The 18,705-nt window shown below is 56.8% G+C and carries 18 protein-coding genes; 11 read left to right on the forward strand and 7 right to left on the reverse strand.

Annotation, left to right across the window (positions count from 1 at the left end; translation table 11 throughout):
- Positions 1-206 precede the first annotated feature (206 nt).
- Together GKAS_RS17405 and GKAS_RS17410 are read left to right on the forward strand one after the other, a co-directional pair.
- Entirely contained in the window at positions 207-1,082 is an 876-nt protein-coding gene (locus GKAS_RS17405; RefSeq protein ID WP_035896151.1) for an NAD(P)-dependent oxidoreductase, read from the forward strand.
- A gap of 19 nt (positions 1,083-1,101) precedes the next feature.
- Positions 1,102-1,974: an oxygenase MpaB family protein gene (locus tag GKAS_RS17410; RefSeq protein WP_035896153.1), complete on the forward strand. Its 873-nt coding sequence runs from the start codon at positions 1,102-1,104 to the stop codon at positions 1,972-1,974.
- Here GKAS_RS17410 and GKAS_RS17415 read toward each other — a convergent pair.
- Positions 1,935-2,678, reverse strand: a complete 744-nt coding sequence (locus tag GKAS_RS17415) for a metallophosphoesterase family protein (RefSeq protein ID WP_035896154.1) — start codon at positions 2,676-2,678, stop codon at positions 1,935-1,937. The genes GKAS_RS17410 and GKAS_RS17415 overlap by 40 nt on opposite strands.
- A 112-nt stretch (positions 2,679-2,790) precedes the next feature.
- On the opposite strand from GKAS_RS17415, the gene GKAS_RS17420 reads away from it, so the two are divergent.
- Entirely contained in the window at positions 2,791-3,669 is an 879-nt protein-coding gene (locus tag GKAS_RS17420; RefSeq protein WP_035896156.1) for a LysR family transcriptional regulator, read from the forward strand.
- A gap of 102 nt (positions 3,670-3,771) precedes the next feature.
- Here GKAS_RS17420 and GKAS_RS24905 read toward each other — a convergent pair whose 3' ends face one another.
- Positions 3,772-3,912: a hypothetical protein gene (locus GKAS_RS24905; RefSeq protein WP_112205122.1), complete on the reverse strand. Its 141-nt coding sequence runs from the start codon at positions 3,910-3,912 to the stop codon at positions 3,772-3,774.
- Between the two features lie 255 nt (positions 3,913-4,167).
- Here GKAS_RS24905 and GKAS_RS17425 point away from each other — a divergent pair, with 255 nt between their 5' ends.
- Positions 4,168-4,374, forward strand: a complete 207-nt coding sequence (locus tag GKAS_RS17425; RefSeq protein WP_035896157.1) for a hypothetical protein — start codon at positions 4,168-4,170, stop codon at positions 4,372-4,374.
- Between the two features lie 69 nt (positions 4,375-4,443).
- Here the strand turns inward: GKAS_RS17425 and GKAS_RS17430 are convergent, their stop codons facing one another.
- From GKAS_RS17430 to GKAS_RS17445, 4 genes are all read right to left on the reverse strand, one after another.
- Positions 4,444-5,634, reverse strand: coding sequence for an MFS transporter (locus tag GKAS_RS17430; RefSeq protein ID WP_035896159.1), 1,191 nt, complete (start codon positions 5,632-5,634; stop codon positions 4,444-4,446).
- Positions 5,631-6,878 (reverse strand): peptidase T, encoded by a 1,248-nt coding sequence (pepT, locus tag GKAS_RS17435; RefSeq protein ID WP_051910789.1) that lies wholly within the window; start codon positions 6,876-6,878, stop codon positions 5,631-5,633. The genes GKAS_RS17430 and pepT overlap by 4 nt, the downstream gene beginning before the upstream one ends.
- A gap of 238 nt (positions 6,879-7,116) precedes the next feature.
- Positions 7,117-8,418: a uracil/xanthine transporter gene (locus GKAS_RS17440; protein WP_035896160.1), complete on the reverse strand. Its 1,302-nt coding sequence runs from the start codon at positions 8,416-8,418 to the stop codon at positions 7,117-7,119.
- 145 nt (positions 8,419-8,563) lie between these two features.
- Positions 8,564-9,517 carry a LysR family transcriptional regulator gene (locus tag GKAS_RS17445; RefSeq protein WP_035896161.1) on the reverse strand — a complete coding sequence of 318 codons (954 nt, stop codon included), beginning with the start codon at positions 9,515-9,517 and terminating at the stop codon, positions 8,564-8,566.
- Between the two features lie 141 nt (positions 9,518-9,658).
- On the opposite strand from GKAS_RS17445, the gene GKAS_RS17450 reads away from it, so the two are divergent.
- The 7 genes from GKAS_RS17450 to GKAS_RS17480 all read left to right on the forward strand — a co-directional run bounded on the left by GKAS_RS17450 (position 9,659) and on the right by GKAS_RS17480 (position 18,365).
- Complete coding sequence (locus tag GKAS_RS17450; protein WP_035896163.1) at positions 9,659-10,186, forward strand: NAD(P)H-dependent oxidoreductase; 528 nt, start codon at positions 9,659-9,661, stop codon at positions 10,184-10,186.
- 98 nt (positions 10,187-10,284) lie between these two features.
- A complete protein-coding gene (locus GKAS_RS17455) occupies positions 10,285-10,989 on the forward strand; it encodes a carboxymuconolactone decarboxylase family protein (protein ID WP_258557132.1) in 705 nt (234 codons plus the stop codon).
- Between the two features lie 110 nt (positions 10,990-11,099).
- Entirely contained in the window at positions 11,100-12,302 is a 1,203-nt protein-coding gene (locus tag GKAS_RS17460; RefSeq protein WP_051910790.1) for a multidrug effflux MFS transporter, read from the forward strand.
- Between the two features lie 201 nt (positions 12,303-12,503).
- Positions 12,504-14,396, forward strand: a complete 1,893-nt coding sequence (gene hflK, locus GKAS_RS17465; protein ID WP_167540423.1) for a protease modulator HflK — start codon at positions 12,504-12,506, stop codon at positions 14,394-14,396.
- Positions 14,393-15,394, forward strand: a complete 1,002-nt coding sequence (gene hflC, locus GKAS_RS17470) for a protease modulator HflC (RefSeq protein WP_035896167.1) — start codon at positions 14,393-14,395, stop codon at positions 15,392-15,394. Before hflK (GKAS_RS17465) ends, hflC begins: the two co-directional genes overlap by 4 nt.
- Positions 15,391-16,461 (forward strand): protease modulator HflK, encoded by a 1,071-nt coding sequence (hflK, locus tag GKAS_RS17475; RefSeq protein ID WP_156105157.1) that lies wholly within the window; start codon positions 15,391-15,393, stop codon positions 16,459-16,461. The genes hflC and hflK (GKAS_RS17475) overlap by 4 nt, the downstream gene beginning before the upstream one ends.
- On the forward strand, positions 16,458-18,365 hold the full coding sequence (locus tag GKAS_RS17480; protein WP_035896170.1) for a heavy metal translocating P-type ATPase: 1,908 nt from the start codon (positions 16,458-16,460) through the stop codon (positions 18,363-18,365). The genes hflK (GKAS_RS17475) and GKAS_RS17480 overlap by 4 nt, the downstream gene beginning before the upstream one ends.
- An 82-nt stretch (positions 18,366-18,447) precedes the next feature.
- Here GKAS_RS17480 and GKAS_RS17485 read toward each other — a convergent pair.
- Positions 18,448-18,705: phosphoribosyltransferase family protein (locus GKAS_RS17485; RefSeq protein WP_035896171.1), on the reverse strand; the 258-nt coding region annotated here is incomplete at its 5' end.

An 18,705-nucleotide genomic window follows, 5' to 3' on the forward strand; every position in this document is an offset into this window, starting at 1 on the left:
CCCCTTGGCCCGTTCACCGGTGAGGGGACTTCATATTTCACCTGACGTAAAGTGAACGGAACCCTTTGCCAGACTGGCATACGTGATTCTGTCCCGCGAATTTACGCACAAGATCCAAAGCTCAACAACCTAAACCATTAACCAGTTGCTTTTCTGCCGAATAATCATCACGCTACCAAAAAGGCCGACCATCTGAGGAGAGATACATGAACGCACTGCCCGCGGTAGCGATACTGGGTTTAGGCGCAATGGGGCACGCATTTGCCGCCAACCTGCTGAAAAAAAGCTTCACGGTATACGGCTGGAACCGCACGCCGGGACGCGGCGATGACCTGGTCTCAGAAGGGCTGGTTCAGCGTGAAACTGCCGCGCAGGCGGTGAGCGACGTACAGGTGATTATCGCCATGCTCACCGACGGAGACGCCACGCTGGCGGCAATCCGCGCAATTGCGCCATCCTGCCCACAGAATGCGACTTTCTGCCAGATGGGCACCATCGGCATTCAGGAAACGGCCGACGCTATCGCGCTGCTCGAAACACTTCGCCCCGATATGCTCTACCTTGATGCGCCCGTTTCCGGCACTAAAGCTCCGGCGGAAAACGCCCAGATTCTGGTGATGGCCAGCGGTGACCAACAGCGTGCGGGTGCAGCCCAGCAGGTCTTCGATGCCATTTCTCGCGGTACGCAGTGGTACGGCGACGCAGGTAACAGCCAGAAGATGAAGCTGGTCATTAATGCCTGGCTGATCTCAATGATGCAGGGGGTCGCCGAAAGCATGCAGCTAGCCAAACAGTTTGGCTTCACGCCGGGACAACTGTGGGAAACGCTGGACGGCGGGCCGCTGGCTGCGCCGTATGTGAAGGGCAAGCTTGAGATGATCCGCAAAGAAGACTACACCCCACAAATGCAGCTTCAGCATGCGCTGAAGGATGCGCGTCTGGCGCTGGCGAACGCGCCGCAGGGCACCATGCCGATGATGAACGAGATAGTCGACATGTGGTCGCAGGCTTCACAGGGTGGGCTGGCCGAGCAAGATCTGGCGGCGGTTTATACCTGGCTTGATAACTCGCGCAAGGCGTAAATAAGCAGGGAGATGAAGCATGGAGTGGCTACGCCAGCGCATTGAACATCAGGTGCTTGGCCTGACGGGGATGGCGCTCAACGAAATTGATTTTGAGCATCCACCAGGCGAACCGGGGCTGTTTGGCCCGCAGTCGGCTATCTGGCCGGTGCATGGCGACTTCACCTCTATGCTGTGCGGCGGCATCAGCGCATTACTTTTGCAGATGCTGCATCCGCTGGCGCTGGCCGGCGTGTGGGACCATTCCTCCTTTCGCGAGGATATCTTTGGCCGCCTGCGCCGCACCAGCCAGTTTATTTCCGCCACGACGTTCGCCACCGAACCTGATGCTGAGCGGTTGATTGCCAAAGTGAAAGCTATTCACGAGCGGATAAACGGCGTCGACGTCGACGGTACGCCGTACGCTGCCAGCGATCCTGATTTGCTCACCTGGGTTCATATCGCTGAATGCAGCTCGTTTATGGCCTCTCATCTGCGCTATCGCCGGGTGGTGGTGAGCCCGGCAAGACAGACCCAATATTTTATTGAGTCCGCGAGTATCGCCGAGCGTCTGGGCGCGCGTAACGTACCGAAAACGCCGCAGGCGGTAGCCGATTACCTGCAGAACATGAGACCTCAACTGCGAAGCGATGAGCGCACGCAGGAGGTGGCTCGCGTGCTGATGACCACTCGGCTGCCGGGACGGCTGGCGCAGCCCGCGGGCGCTATTTTGATGAAAGCCGGGATAGACCTGCTGCCGGATTGGGCGCAGGAGATGCTGAATCTCCGTTTAAGCCCGTTAGAACAGCGCATTGTGCGCGGTGGGGTTCACACCATTGCGGCGGTACTGCGCCGTTCAGTGCGTAACGGCGCTTACCACTGCGCGATGCGCCGGGTCAGTTCATCGGCATAAAAATCCGGGACGTTGCTTTGTCGAATGGCGTTGGCAACCTGCTGGACATCGTAATTCACCGTTTTTATGGTGAGCGAGAGCGCTCCTTCCTGAATGTCCCCAGATAGCCAACTCGCCGGTGGTTGGCCCGGTTTGATGCGCCCAACGGCGCCGGGATTGGCGAACAGCAGCGGCCTGCCTTCTGGCGTGTTAATGGTTCTGATATGGGCGAAATGGGTATGCCCGCAAATCAGCGCATCAACGGTTTGTAGCTGCGGGAAGGCCAGCAGCGTGTTCGCGGGGGTATCGGCGTAGAGGTATTCCGACAACGAACGTGGGCTCGCATGTACCAGCAAAATGCGTAGCGGTTGCTCCAGCAGTATCGACGCGGGAAGTGACCGCAGCCAGCGGCGGTTTTCCGCTGTGATCGTCCGTTTGCTTAGCGCAATGGCGTCGGCGCGGGCGTCACGTTCCTCGGGGCTGTGCTTTGCCATCGGCGTTACGGGTTCGTTGCCGGCAACGCGCTGGTCGTGATTACCGCGCAAAACCGGTATCTGACGCTCGCGCAGCAGCGCAATCACTTCGTTAGGCCAGGGGGCAAAGTCGACCACGTCACCCAGGCAATAAATGCGGGTAATACCGTGGCGGTCAATATCGGCAAGCACAGCGTTGAGCGCCGGTAGATTGGCGTGAACATCGCTAAAAATGGCAAAACGGCTACACATGGCATTCATCCAGCAACCTCTAAGATGCCTGTAGCATCGGCGTTCCGGCACCCATGTTCAATTCTTTATCCTGAGTTTATTATTAGATAAAACCTAACAATCAGGAGCCGTCATGGAGCTTCGGCATCTCCGTTATTTTCTTGAAGTCGCGAATACCCTGCATTTTGGCGCGGCGGCGCAGACGCTGGATATAGCTGTGCCGACGCTCTCCGTGCAGATAGCCCAATTAGAACGAGAACTGGGTACGCCGCTGTTTGTGCGCACTCAGCGACGTGTAGCGCTTACGCAGGCGGGGGAAATGCTTCGCGATGAAGCAGAAGCCACAATCCGCCAGGCCGAGCAGGCAAAGGCGAGGGTACAGAGCGTGGCGCGGGGCGAGCAGGGGTATCTACGCGTTGGATACGTGTCATCGACGCTGATGTCTGGCGTACTCGGCACGCTGTTTACCCGTTATCGTAAGCGTTATCCCGATGTCACCGTGACCGTCAGTGAAATTGCGATGGAGGGCATGGCGTCACTGCTGGTTGCGGGAAAGCTCGACGTGGCGCTGGTCCGTGGCCCGATAGCGCTACCCGCGGAAGTGGCGCACCGGGTATTGCATCATGACTATTTCTGTCTGGCGTTAAGCGATAACCACCCGCTGTCTGCCGTGCATGAGGCGATTCGCCCGGAGAGTCTGAGTCAGCAAACGTTTATTTTGCCTGAGCAGCGCTCCGGAACGCTGGAGGTGGCGCGACGCGGTGGTTTCACTCTGGAGCGCACGCAAAGGGCGGGAAGTCTGACCGAAGTGCTGGCGCAGGTTTTACTGGGTAACGGCGTGGCGGTTGTTCCGGCAATATTGTCGCAGACGGTGAGTCTGCCGGGCATCTGTTACCGGGATATAGCCGGGGAGGAGATTGCCTCGGTATTGTGGTTACTGCATCGAAAGCGCGAGCGTATGGCGGTGATTACAAATCTGCTGGCGCTGACGAAAGAAGTTGATAATAAGTGACGCTGTCACATTTTAAAGTCAGTTGTAGCCCGGCCGAGCGCAGCGACGCCGGGACAGGCTCCCGACGAACATAAAAAAACCGACCATCAGGCCGGTTTTTCATTAGATTTTGCAGGCATCGCCGCAATCATCGTCGGCAACAATCGCCTGCGCTTTCTTGTCTGCATCATCAAGACGCTCCGCGTTACGCTCTTGTGCTTCTTCCAGTCCGTCAAAGACCAGATTATCGAGATCAATTTCCATCGCTCACCTGTGCTCACTCTGTTCTACAATTGTCTCAGTATATTGCAAAAATGTTGATTGATGTACCCGCATCTGGACCCGCACGCGTATTCAGCACGATCCGCTCGTGATGAAAAAAGAGAGAGATGGCTGAAGTGTGACGGCGCGCAACAGGAATGCGCACGCAGTGTTCAAAAAGTAACTGATAACAGGCGAATACTGGAAACAGTAGAGCATATAGCCTTGAAAACGAGTATCAGACCGGAGGGATATGCAATGCAACAACAGGATCAACAAACGTTAATGAGTTTTGATTTCTTGGCCCGCAGTTTTGCCCAAATGCAGTCGCGAGGCCGCCCTGTCGATATTTGCGCGGTAACCGGCAATATGAACGAGCAGCAGAGAATATGGTTCTGTGCGCGGTATGAGTACTACCGAACACAGGCAGAAAGCGCAAAGCAGCAGGTAGTTGAAGTGTATTAATCGTTAACGGGCCGGGTGGCCCGTTTTTCATGGTAAGCGGGCACAACACGTGCCCGTTGTTGTTTCTGATTAACGTGCTTTTTTAGGAAAGACCAGCAGCGCCACAATCGGAGAAACCACCATCAGGGCGAAGACGTAGGTAAAGCCCACGCTAAAGCCGCCCGTCAGGTCAACCGACCAGCCGATAAGCTGGCTGTTGATGGTTGCCAGCAGGAAGGTGCAGACCCAGAAGGTTGACATGGCATAGGTGACGGTCTGCGTGGTGGCGTTTTTGAGCCCCTCTTTAGGAATCGAGAAGATAAACGCAAACCAGGTTGCGAAGATACCGCCGGTCAGGAACGAACAGACCAGAATCACGATGTCGTTGGTGGCAAATAGCATGGCAAAGGTGGTGACCGCCATAAAAATACTGGAGATAAACAGCCAGTTTTTATAGTGATAGCCACGGTTCTTAAAGTAAGGCCCCACCAGTGCGCCCAGCATGATCCCCACCTGGTTTACCGTTCCGCTAAGATGCGCGTGCGAATCCGCCGGTAGATGCGCGTATTTGGCGTAGTAGAGCGGCAGGAAGGTGAACATAAAGACCATCATGATCATTGCACCGGCGTACTGCGCAATCATCCCCCACACGATACGGCTGAAAATGGCCTCTTTCAGCACCGCCATTTTACTTTTGCGGCTCTGGCTCGCGGCATTTTCCTCACTGCGCTCTTCGTCGGTAAAGCACAGCATCCATACCACGCCCAGCAGCAGCGTGATAACGCCATAGCCTGCCAGCAGATTGCGCCAGCCGCCAAACAGCGTAGACAGGTAGCCTGCCAGGGTCAGCGCAATAATGGTGCCGATGATGTTCGAGGTACAGTTGATGCTGTTAAGCGTGGCGGCCATCTTGTTATCAAAGAAGCGGGCCACCGTCGGCACCAGGGAGACCAGACATACCGCACCGCCGAGGCCGCCGAGGAAGCGTATAATCAGCAGTAGCGTGAAGTTATCAATAAACGGAATAAATACCGATACCCCAATCATCACGCAGCCCAGCAGATATGACCTGCGGGTGCCCATGCGGGCAACCAGCACCGCGGTGCACACGGCGCCCACGATTTTGGCCCACAGAATCACGTTCGACATCAGCGCCGCGTGCGACACGTCGACGTTGAAGTCATGCATGATCTGCGGCATCACCGAGCCGGTAGTGGCCCATGCTGCGCCAAACACCATGTAGACGGCGTAGAGTACAAATTCAATGGTCCATTTTTTCACGCGCGAGCCTCACTGATGCTCAGTTCAACCATCTCCAGCAGCATCTCGCTTGCCAGACGCAGAGATTCAACGGGTAAAAACTCTTTGGTGGAGTGGAAATTGTGGGCGCCGGTAAAGATATTGATGGTTGGTAGGCCTTTTGGCGTAATCACGCTGCCATCGTATCCGCCGCGCATAATCAGCGGTTTTGGCGTAATGCCGAGGTTATGCATTGCCCGTTTCACGTTCTCGAGAATTTCCGGCGACCGGTCGAGGCTTGGCTTCACGTTGTCGTAAATATCATTCAGCGTGATGGAGACACGTTCTTCGCCCCAGCGCTGCTTGAGGTCGGCGACAATCGCTTGCAGCGTGGCTTTACGTTGCTGATAGCCGTCGATTTCAAAATCACGGATGGCAATATCCAGCGTCGCGCTGGCGGTATCACCGCTTAGCTTGTGTGGCCAGTAGTAACCTTCGCGACCTTCAGTGTGCTCCGGGCGCTCTTTTGGCGGCAGGGCGGTAATCACCTCGGTGGCGATGCACAGCGCGTTAACCAGCTTGCCTTTGGCGCTCATTGGGTGGGCCGTCGTGCCTTTCACCGTGATCTGCGCGCTGCCGGCATACCAGTTTTCAACAACGTACTCGCCCACGCCGCAGCAGTCGAGGCAAATACCGAAGTCGGCGTTTAGCTCAGCTACATCCAGCGCTTTCGCCCCGCGAATGCCAATCTCTTCGTCCGGCAACAGTACCAGGCGGATATCGCCGTGCGGCACTTCCGGGTGAGCAATCAGATATTGCAGCGCTTCGGCTCCTGCGGCGATGGCTGCTTTATCATCGGCACCTAACAGGCTGGTGCCGTCGGTGGTAATGAGATCCTGGCCAACGTAGTCCAGCAGCTCCGGGTGGTTTTCCGGGGAGAACACCTCGCCGCTTCCCGGCAGCACAATGGCTTTGCCGTCGTAATGGTTTACGCGCACCGCATGGGTATCACCGGTGTGGTCCGGCGCGGTGTCGAGGTGGCCAAAGAATACTATTGACGGGGCGTTGGAAATATTCGCGGGAAGGGTAATCGTAGTGATAGCGTTGTCTTTTATCTCAACGGAGACACCGGCATGGTGGGCAAATTGACTGACAACGTGTTGGGCGAGTTTAAATTGATTCTCACTGCTCGGTAAATTCTGACTGGTTGGGACGGAAGTGGTGTTGATTAAGGTATATTCGAGAAATGTTTTTGTTATTTTATCGCTATCAATACGTTTTTTCATTACGATTTGCCTATTATTTGGTTACGTAAAGAAACACTTTATTCACATCTTTATGGAAGGGATAAAAAGCTTCTTACCGTTCTCTCTTATGCAACAGGAAACGCTTGCGTGAAGGGGTGTTGTATTATTCTCTTGCCAGACAACACCGTTATTAATAGCACATTATGAGGGTATGTAAAGCGGTCAGCGTGGGAAGCGGAAGGGCATGCTCCCCACGGCACAGGAAGCGAAATGGGAATTATTTAAAACGGTCCCAAGGAATAATATTATCTAACAATACGGACAGCAAAATTCCCATCAATAAGCCATTACTTAACAACGGGCGAATAGTCAGTGGAACATCCTGTAAATACATGGGAGGCAGCGCCATTAAAAATAACCCTATAAATAACGGGAGTGCCAGACGATAAATATTGCGTGAAGTGAACTTCACCTGCTGGCTGAATACCAGGCTGGAATAAAGTAACGGCAGATAAGAAACCAGCATGACTGCACTACTGACCCCTAATGGGATGGCGCAGAAGAAGCGCGAGAGCGGGGTGATAATCGCCACCAGCAGAAACAGCAGCGAACCGTAGAAAAATGACCTTCGGGAGCTATCGCCGGTCTGGGTTAATAAACCCACAGAAGAGACAAAAGGTGAAAACGGGATCACCGCCAGCGGGACGGTGATGAGCGTAATGACTCCGGAGACCACAAAACTCCGGCGGTAATGGACGCCGGTTGCTGGACTTTGCGGGTAGAACACATCGGTGCCACGGATGGCACCGTAGGTATTACTGATGTTGACCAACCCGGTCATGACCGCCGTGAGGATAATCCCCGGCGAGAGCGTACCGTGGCTGCCTAAGGGGAACAGCTGCCAATGCAGTTCGCCAAAGGCGACCGTTGATGCGCCAAAGCACAGGCGCCAGACGAGCCAGCCAACTACTGTGCCAATCAACAGCGCATAGCGGGAAATGCGCTGAGGCAGAAAGACAATCAGGCCAATCACGAAGAACATTACCGCGGCGGAAACGCCGAACGGCGCAAGTTGAAGGCTGACGTCAGATTTAGCGATGCCAAACGGCAGTCCCAACATGCCCTTAAAGAAGATGGCGGTAAGCTGCGCGCCCAGCAGCAGCATAAACGCGACCATTACCGTTGGGGTAAACAGGCGAGCCAGACGGTTGCCAAGCCCGCTGACGCCAATAAGGATGGTCAGCACGGCAGAAATCGCGATACCGACGGCCAGGCTGCTGGCGATGTCATTAAGCGGAGTACCGCGTGAGGCTTCCGCAAGAGTAATGGTCAGAATCGTTCCCCACCACAAGCCGGTCGGGCCTTCCATAATGGCGCGGCGATGGCCGAAAAACACCTGTAGCAGGCAGGCCACGGCGGTGCTGAGAAACGCATACTGCGTCAACATTAGCAGGCTGCTGTCCGGCAGATGGAAGGCGGAGACTAGCGTCGGCGGCACCACCACGGTATTGCAGAAAATAAAGAAGAACCACTGAAAACCGGATAACAGGTTTTCGCGATGAAACAGAGACTTCGGCATAGGGTACACCTGCAAATAAACGCTACTGTAGGTCTTTTTGTCGCTCGACGGCGGTTCCCGGCATTAACGGCCTGAAAATGGGCATGAAATGCCGAAAATACGGCATGAAATGCATTATTTGTGTGATGAATGCATGGTCCCTGAACTATGCTACAAACTCTGCCAGTCTGGCAACGGGGAAATGCAACCTACTGTCCTGACGAAAGGTTTCCAGCAGGTATTCAACGGTCGCCTTAACCCGCGGCGCCACCAGCGCCCGATGCGGATACTGAATCACCATTTCGTAGCTGCCGGTATCGTGCTGGCCAAAAAGCAGCGTTTTTAGCTGCCCGCTTTGCAGATGCGAGAGCGCATGATGTACACCGACCTGCGCGATACCAAGCCCCAGCAGGGCGGCCTGAAGCTGCGCTTCCGGGGCGGACAACGTGACAACGGCGGCGTCCGGTTCGAGGGTTATCAGGCTGCCGTCGGGTCCGTGGAAGTTCCAGGGGGACACTTTGCCGCCGAGAAAACGGCGGGCAATCAGATGATGGTGTTTAAGCGCTTCGGGCGTGGTCGGAACGCCATATTCAGCAAGGTATGCCGGTGAGGCCACCAGCACCATATTCAGCAGGCACACCGGACGGGAAATCAGCGACGAATCGACGATACGCCCGCCGCGGATGGCCAGGTCGTAACCGTCGCGGACAATATCCGTCACCCGATCGTCGAAATCAACTTCAACGGAAAGGCCAGGATAGCGCTGGCGAAGCCCGGGAAGGGCGGGCAATAGTTGCTCACGGCCAAAAGCGGCGCTGGTGGAGATACGCACGTGGCCCCGCGTCTCCATTTTCCCGGCAACCACCGTATCTACTGCGGTATTCAGCGCTTCTACGGCGATTCGCGCCTGCTGGAGGAAGAGCGTGCCTTCTTCGGTCAGACTGAGCTTTCGGGTGGTACGGTTCATCAGACGTACCCCGAGCGCCTGCTCCAGCCCGGCGATGTTTTTACTGATAGCGGCAGCGCTCACCCCCTGAAGTCTTGCGGCGGCGGCAAAGCTGCCCGCATCGGCGGCATCGATAAAAGAGGTAATGGCGCGCACGCGCTGTGAGAGATCCATATGCAACTCCGGCCTCGGGTAAAAAACTTTTATTATTAACCTTGAGTTGAAAGTGTATCAACTATAGGCGCTATTAAAGTTATCAATCTCTCGTCGCATACTGCTTGTCATTCGCAATAAACACGACAAGGTTATCGATACATGAAAACGCTGGTGATTGTTTCACATCCCTATTTCTCTCAGTCCCGGGCGATTCACGCCCTGCAGGAAACCGCCGAAGCAGCGGAAAACGTCACGGTACGTAATCTGGAAACGTTGTATGGCGACTCCCCGGATGCCATCGACGTCGCGGCAGAACAAGCAGCGTATGCCAACGCCGATCGGGTGGTATTTCTCTATCCCACGCACTGGTTCAACCTGACCCCGATGCTCAAAGCGTACCTGAATGCGGTCTGGACCTACGGCTGGGCGTTTGGCCCCGGCGGTGAGGCACTTAAAGATAAACAGCTGCAAATCGTGACCACGGCGGGAGCGAGTGAGTTCACGTACTCCCACGATGGGCTACTCAACAGCACGATGGAAGAGGTTCTGACGCCAATGAAAGCCAGCGCCCGCTACGTGGGCATGCGCTACCGTCAACCGCTGGCGTTCTATGAGGTGGCGGCGCGTAATAAAGACAAACTGAGCGAGTTCCAGACACGGTTTGCCGCCGAGCTGCGTGCGGCATAACACAAGGAAAGGCAGCATGAAAAAGTGAAGGTATTAATGAACTTGATTCATAGGTCAGTTCTGAATTTACGCCCTAATCAACCTAATACCAACGCCCTATACTTTTCCCATTTACTCGTTTATACGGGAGCCTCAGGGCTCCCTTCGGAGATGCCACGATGCAAAACCCACTGAATACCCGCCAGCAGGCGATAATCCCGATTGCGGCCCTGACCGCCTGCGGCGATATGGGCCGACTCACCACCGCGCTTCACGAAGGTCTCGATGCCGGTCTGACAGTCAATGAAATCAAAGAAGTACTGGTTCAGCTTTACGCCTACTGCGGTTTCCCGCGCAGCCTGAATGGCCTTGGCTGTTTTATGTCGGTGATGAATACCCGACAGGCGCAAGGGATTGTGGATGAGGCAGGGAAGGAAGCCACCCCGGCCGAAGCGGGGTGGGATAGCCTGACTGCTGGGCGCGATACGCAGACTGCGCTGGTGGGAAGAGCCGTCAGCGGGCCGCTGTTCGATTTTGCTCCTGCTATCGATACCTACCTGAAAACGCATCTGTTCGGTGATATTTTCCAGCGCGACGTGCTGGACTGGCAGACGCGAGAACTGGCAACCATTTCCGCGCTGGCTGCTATTCCCGGTGCGGAAAGCCAACTCAAAAGCCACTTTGCTATCAGCCAGCATAACGGCATCAGCCCGGAACAATTCCACGCATTTATTGCGGTGCTGGCGGCAAAATGTGCCCCGGATATGGCCGCAAACGCTAATGCGGTGCTGGCGCAATTTCTTGATGAGATACCGTCCGCTTAAGCGTAACGCTGAGGGCGTTTGACGCTTTATTTGGTGCGTATCTCCATACTTTAGCCCTCGTCGAACACCGGCAGCGACACACTGCCGGTTTCTTCTTTTTCCAGGATATTATGAGTCGAACAGAACATTCCGCACCGAATAAACGTGCTGCCACTTCCGGCGTCTTTTTCATCGTCATTCTTGGCGCGCTGATGGCGTTTACTTCTCTTTCTACTGACATTTATCTGCCTGCGATGCCAATGATGGCCGCGCAGCTTCAGGATAATGTCGAGTTGACGATTACCGGTTTTTTGATTGGTTTCTCCTTTGCTCAGCTGGTCTGGGGGCCGATAAGCGACCGTATCGGGCGTCGCATTCCGCTGTTTATCGGGATGGTCCTGTTTGTGATTGGCTCTGCGGGCTGTGCGCTGTCGAGTGATATGCCGCAGATTGTGTTTTGGCGCGTGTTCCAGGCGTTTGGTGCCTGTACCGGGCCGATGCTGGCGCGCGCGATGATTCGCGACCTTTATGCGCGTACACGCGCCGCACAGATGCTTTCAACGCTGGTGATTATCAGCGCCATTGCGCCGGTTATCGGCCCGCTGTTGGGCGGTCAGATTGTTACCGTTGCCTCCTGGCGAATGGTGTTCTGGCTGCTGGTGGTGATGGGGGCGGCGATGTTTATTGCCCTCTGGTGGCTGCCGGAAACGCTGCCTGTGGAAAAGCGGCTGACGACGCCAATCAGCAGCGCCTTTGGCAATTACGGTACGCTGCTAAAAAACCGCGAATTTATGCGTTACACCCTGTGCGTGAGCTTTTTCTACGTGGCGGCGTACGCCTTTATTGCCGGTTCTCCGTTTGTGTATATCCGCTACTACCACGTTGACCCGCAGCATTACGGTTGGCTGTTTGCGGTGAATATTGTCGGCGTGATGGCGCTGAGCTCGGTGAACCGCCGTCTGGTGCAGCGTCACCCGCTGCATACTTTGCTGCGCATAGCGTCCTGCGTGGCCGCGCTGGCGACCGTTGTGCTGGCGCTGTCGGTGAAAATGCACCTCGGTGGGATGCTGATGATGGTGCTGACCATCTTTATCTTCTTCTCGATGAACGGCATTGTTGCCGCTGCTTCTACCGCCGCGGCGTTGGATACCGTACCCGGAAATATGGTGGGCTCCGCCTCAGCGCTGATTGGCTCATTACAGTACGGCAGCGGGATTGTCTCTTCCCTTCTGTTGTCTTTCTTTAGCGACGGCACACCGTGGGCGATGGCGTGGATTATGATGGCGTTCACGCTGCTGTGTTTTGTGATGGTGATGAAGGGAAAGCGCGGGTAGGGCCTGCGAATTCAGACGCGAAAAGCCGTACGGAACATCCGGTTACATATTGATACCAAAATGATTCCGACGGCTAATTATATTCTGTTTTGTATATTGCCATGATGTTATATCGTAACGCAAAAATTCGCGTCGGTTTGCCATTCCTGCTATTACCTTATGTGTTGCAGCCGGTCAGGCGAGCCCATTGGGAGCATCAGGGTGTCATTACCACCATTATTGCCGAAGGGCGCTCAACGTAGCCGCCTGCTTCTGCGTCTTACCATCATCAAAATCTCTCTCGCTGGCCTGCTGATGCTGGTCGGTTTGATCTACGCCTTTCTCTCGATGATTGCCGGCACGGGCATCTGGTTGCCCGCGTTTCGCCTGCTGCTGGCGGTGGTGCTGGTCGCACTAGCTTTCGTTGATAACGCTATTCGTTTTGAAAACCCGCCACCACCTACGCCGGAGGGTGAACCCGCGACGGTGGCAAACAAGTGGTTGCCGATACCGCCAGCACTCCAGACCTGGTGGACCTATTTCCAGCAAAATCTGGCGATGCCCGCCGTGCTGTCGCTGCTGGCGATGGCGTTTGCTATCGCGGGCCTTGCCGACCGCAGTCCCGCCAGCGAAGCCGATATGGCAATCAGCCGCGTCATTCCCGGCGTGCTGCTGGCATTAAGCTTTGGCCTGCTGGTGATTGAGCGCACGATTAGCTTTAAAGTGCTGCGTCACTGGCGCTATCAGCAGGAGTATGTCGGGCTGGCGCGGATGATGCTCAGCCTGCTGGTTTTGCTTGCTGCTGCGCTGCTCCTGGTCACCTATTCGCCGACGCTGACGCTGTGGCTTATCAAGCTGGGCTGTTTGATGATTCTGCTGGTGGCGCTGGAGTATTTACTGCGCACGATAATGGTGATGGCGTCGCCGCTTTCAGCAGACCTTGCTCCGCGGTTTCTGACCCGTAGTCTGTTTGCCGCCCAGTATCGTTGGCCGCTGCGGCCCCTGACTCTGGTGCTGAATACCCTTGAGCAACGTTTCGGTATCGATCTTCGCCAGGTTCAGGCCTTTCGCCTGATGGGGAAAACCTTGCTACCGGTTGTGCTCGGTCTGGCCATTGTCGGCTGGTTATTGAGCGGTCTGACGCAGGTGCCGCTGCATCAGCGGGGGATTTACGAACGCTTTGGCCGACCGATGGCGGTGCTTTCGCCAGGGCTGCATGCCGGATTGCCCTGGCCGTTTGGTCGGGTGCGCGCCGTGGAATTCGGCGCGGTACACGAACTGCGGCTGAGCGACGAACCCGAGCAGCAGGCAAGCAGAGCAGAGCCCGATACCGCAGAAGGCCCGGCACCACAAAACAGCTGGCGTCTATGGGACAGCAGCCACCTGACCGATCAATCCCAGGTGATCGCCAGCCAGGCGGCAGATAACCAGAGTTTTCAGATAGTGAATATGGATATTCGTCTTATCTGGCGCGTAGGGTTGGGCAATCAGGATGCGTTAAACAGCCAGTATCAGGCGGAGGATCTCCCGGTGCTGGTGCGCAGCATTGCCCGCCAGGTGCTGGTGGCGGAGTTTGCCAGTAAGCAGCTCGATGAACTGCTTAATGAGCAACGTGCAAGCCTGGCGACCGCGCTTAATCAGCAAATTCAGCAGCGTTTAACGGCGCTGCATACCGGTGTCGAGTTGCTCTCTACCCGTATTGAAGCTATTCATCCGCCAGCGGGGGCCGCTGATGCCTATCACGGCGTTCAGGCGGCGCAAATTGCCGCCAGCGCACGAGTAGCCCGTGAACGGGGTTATGCGGCTACGGTGACCATCAACGCCCGCCAAAATGCGCAAACCCGCGAGAATGGTGCCGAGGCCTTTGCCGCAGAAAACCTGTCGCGCGCCCGGGCCGCTGCGGTGCAGTTTGCCGCGGATAGCCAGTCCTGGCAGCAGGCCGGTCAGGCCTTTATTCTTGAGCGTCGTTACCACATTCTTAGCCAGACGCTGGCGCACACGCCGTTATTAATCCTGGATAGCCATCTCCAGGGCACGAATGAACCCGTCCTCGATATGCGCCAGTACCCCGCGCTTACGGATAGCACCGCACCACAGAAGGCCAGCAAACCATGAAGATCCATTCAATCGTTCCTCCGCAACCGACGGAAAAAATTGGCGTGCGCCAGATGCCGTCGCCCCAGCCGCTGCGGCATAAGCGGGCGCTGCGCCTCGGTATTGCGGCCTTTTTGTTGACGCTTGCCGTCCTGACGGCCTGTCTGCTCAACGTGAGCGCCGGCAGTGCGACGGTTGTTACGCGTTTTGGTAACCCGGAGCGTGTGCTGCTGTCGCCGGGTCTGGCATGGCGTCTACCGGCACCGTTTGAAACGCCGATTAACGTCGACCTGCGTGTGCGCTCGACCTCCAGCGGTTTGCAGGATGTGGGAACCCGGGACGGGCTGCGCGTACTGGTGCAGGCGTGGGTTATCTGGAAGGTGAAGCCGGATGATAACAATGTGCTGCGCTTTATTCGCGCCGTGCAGAATCAGCCGGATGAAGCGGCGCGTCAGATACGGACTTTTATTGGTTCCGCGCTGGAAACCACCACCAGTAACTACGCGCTGGCGGATATCGTCAACGTAGATCGTAACAAGGTCAAAATTGACCAGCTCGAGCAGGGGTTGCAAGCGCAGCTGAAAAGCCAACTGCTCAACAGCTATGGCATTGAGGTGATTCAGACCGGGATCGAGCGGCTGACGCTTCCGGCGGTCACCCTAAACGCTACCGTCGATCGCATGCGTGCTGAACGTGAAACCATCGCCGCTGAGCGGACGGCGGAAGGGAAGCGTCTGGCGGCGGAGATTCATTCTCAGGCGGATCGCGATGGGCGTATTGTGGAAGCGGACGCCTCGGTAAAAGCGGCGACGATTGTGGCCAATGCGCAACGCGACGCGGCATCTATTTATGGTAAAGCCTGGGCCAGCGACCCGCAGCTGTATAGCCTGCTGCGTTCACTGGATACGCTGAGCACCATCGTGAATAGCAACACACGGCTGGTGCTGCGTACCGACGCAGAACCGTTTAAGGCGCTGGTACAAGGGCCGGATCGGTTACAAGAGAGCGCCAAACCATGATGCGCGAATCGCCAAAGGCGACGCCCTGGGGGCAGTCGTACCGGATAGCTTTTTTCACCCTTTACGCGGCGGCGATAATGGCGGCCTGCGCGTGGCTGTTTTCCAGTATTTACCAGATTGCGCCTGACAGCAGAGCGATTGTCTATCGCTTCGGCAAGCCCGTTCGGGTTGAAGGTGCCGGGTTGCTGTTTGCGTGGCCGTATCCCATTGAACGCGTAGAACGGGTACCGGGCGCAGAGCGCATACTGGAACGCGACGTGCTGGCATTAAAGCGCGAGCAGCAGCTGAGCCAGATTAACAGTTGGGATCGTGACAACGACGCTGGGGCGGGGGCTGGCTATCTGTTAACCGGCGATGCGGGCGTGGTGCAGCTTAATGTGCGGGTGTTCTGGCGCGTGAGCGAGCCGGTACAGTTTGCGCTACAGCAACCGCATATTGACCCGCTGATCGACCGTTTGACGGAGCGGGCGGCAGCAGTGGTTTGCGTGGGGCGCGATCTCGACTCTATTCTGGTCACTCGCCCGGAGACCTTACAAAATGACAGCCATGCGGCGCAGGAACGCATCCAACTGCGCAGCGATTTTAAACAGGCCATGACGCAAAGCCTGCTGAAGCTGGCCGATGGGGGCAACGATCCGGGCATTCGTATTGAACGAGTGGATATTACCTCATCACTGCCGGAAAATGCCGTCGCCGCGTTTAACGCCGTGCTGGCCGCCGGGCAGCAGGCGGAGCAGGCCGTTGCCAGCGCCCGCACCGCCGCGGCATTGCGAACCCAACAGGCGCAGCAGCAGGCGGACCGCACGCTCCAGCAGGCCGAGGCTAGCCGTCAGGAAATACTGGCGCAGGCCAACGTGGATACCCAAACCATTACACAACTGGCCGACGCTCGCCGTGCGGGGCTGGACGGCGGGCTGTTGCAGCGTATCTGGCGCGATAAAGTGACCCGTATTCTGGCCCAGGCGGGACAGGTGATTACTGTCGCACCCGGTGACGATAGTCGATTGATTTTGCAGGGGCTACCGTCTCAGCCTGCCACGCCGATCAATAGCGAGAAACAACCATGAGTCATCAGTGTAGCCACGGGCATATCCATTTTAGCGGCAATCTGCAAACCCCCGAGGAACAGCGGCGGATGCAGCGCCAGCTTACGCTCACGATGATAACCATTGGCCTGCTGCTGCTCAGCTTGCTTTGGCGAGTCATTGCGCCGGATCAGCCCGGCATTAGCGACATTCTCGCCGGGGTGGCCTGGCTGCTGGTGGCGGTGCCGGTTTTCCGTGCCGGATGGCACAGTTTGCTGCACCCTGACCTGCATGGCGTGACCGACCTGCTGGTGGTGTTGGCCATGCTGGGGGCGTGGGCGTTGGGGGATTTAATGACCGCGGCGCTGCTGCCGGTCATCATGATTTTCGGTCATATCCTCGAAGAGCGAAGCGTGATGGGAACCCGGCAGGCGATCGCCGGGCTGAGTAAACTGACGCATAGCCAGGCGCGACGCGTGCGGGCAGACGGCGAGACGGAGTTGATTGATAGCCAGCATTTGCGTGCGGGAGAGGTGGTTGAGGTGAGAGCCGGTGACCGGCTCCCTGCTGACGGGCGCATACTTTCCGGGCAGGCCAGTCTGGACGTGGGGCACATCACCGGTGAATCGGTGCCGGTTGAAGCCGTAACGGGTATGAACGTTTTTGCCGGCAGTATTAACCTGAACGGCCTGCTGCGCGTTGAAGTGACCCACACGGGCGACCAGTCGACGCTCGGCAAAGTCATCGCGCTGATGAAGGACGCTGAGCAGGCAAAACCGCCGATCACCCGTATGCTTGAGCGCTATGCCGGTCACTATCTTATTCTGGTGCTGCTGATTGCGGCGACCACCTGGTTTTTAACCTACAACAGCCAGGCGATGCTGGCGGTGCTGTTGGCGGCATGTCCCTGCGCGCTGGTGCTCTCAGCGCCCGCCACGGCGATGGCGGGCATTGCCGTGGCCGCGCGTCACGGGATTCTGATCCGCAACGCGGCGTTTCTTGAAGAACTGGCGGATGTTGATGCGCTGATTGTCGATAAAACGGGTACCTTAACCGAGGGCCGACTCAGTTTTGTCGATGCGCTATTGGTAACCGAGATGCCTCGCGAGCAGGCGCTTGCGCTTGCGGCGGCGCTGGGGGCGACCAGTAACCATCCGGTTAGCCGGGTACTGGCCGAAACCTTATCTGATACCGGCGGGCACGCACTTCGTGATGTCGAAGAGATTCAGGGCGTGGGGATTGTGGCGACGACCGATGACGGCATCGCGCTGTTGGGTCGACAGGCGCTCTTTTCGCGCTACAGCGTCAAGACGACACCGTTGCCAGCGCATGAGGGGCCGGCCGTTGGCCTGGCGCTGAACGGCGTGTTCCTCGGCTGGTTCCTTCTGGATGATACGCTGCGTGCCGAAGCGCCCGCGGTCGTTGACGAACTTAAATCGCTGGGTATTGGCCGTGTGCAGTTGTTGACCGGCGATCGGATGTCCGTTGCTGAGCGCGTGGCGCAGCAGGCGGGCATTAATGAACTTGCGGGTGAAGCGCTGCCGGCAGAAAAGTTGCGTCAGGTTCAGAACATGGTGGATGAAGGCTGGCGACCGATGGTGGTGGGCGACGGTATCAACGATGCGCTGGCATTAAAAGCGGGAGCCGTCGGCATTGCGATGGGCGGAAACGGTGCTGACATCGCACTGGCTTCGGCAGACGTGGTGCTTGCCGGTGGCGATCTCAGGCGTTTACCCACGGCGATTCGGTTAAGCCGCAAATGCCGCGCCACGCTGCAGGTAAACGTGTTTATCGGGCTTGGTTGGACAATTTTGATTGTCGCCGCCGCGGCGATGGGCCTGCTGGGTGCCGCCGGGGCGCTGATTGCGGCGGTGCTGCATAACCTGAGCACGTTGCTGGTGTTGCTTAATACCGGTCGGTTGTTGCAGTTTGATGAGACTGACTAAAGCCAACCTAAATGACGCGTGGCAAAAGGTCTTTGCCACGCGTCTTTCTAATGGGTAAAGAAAACCAACGCTCAGACGGGATCTATTTTATCAGTCGGGCGACATTCGGCCGGTTACGGTATTTATTCTCCCACGGCATCCCGTAGCCAACTAGCAGACAGTCACTTTCCATTTCATAGGCGTAGTACTGTTTTACCGGGATCGCGACACGGCCTGGCTTCACAAAAAGTACGGCAACCGAAACGGAAGCGGGGTGATAGTTGTCTGCCAGGTGAGCGACCAGGCGTTTCATCGTACCACCGGATTCAATCGCGTCGTCAATCAGAATGACATGCCGGTT

This window comes from Kluyvera ascorbata ATCC 33433 (assembly GCF_000735365.1).
Lineage (GTDB): Bacteria > Pseudomonadota > Gammaproteobacteria > Enterobacterales > Enterobacteriaceae > Kluyvera > Kluyvera ascorbata.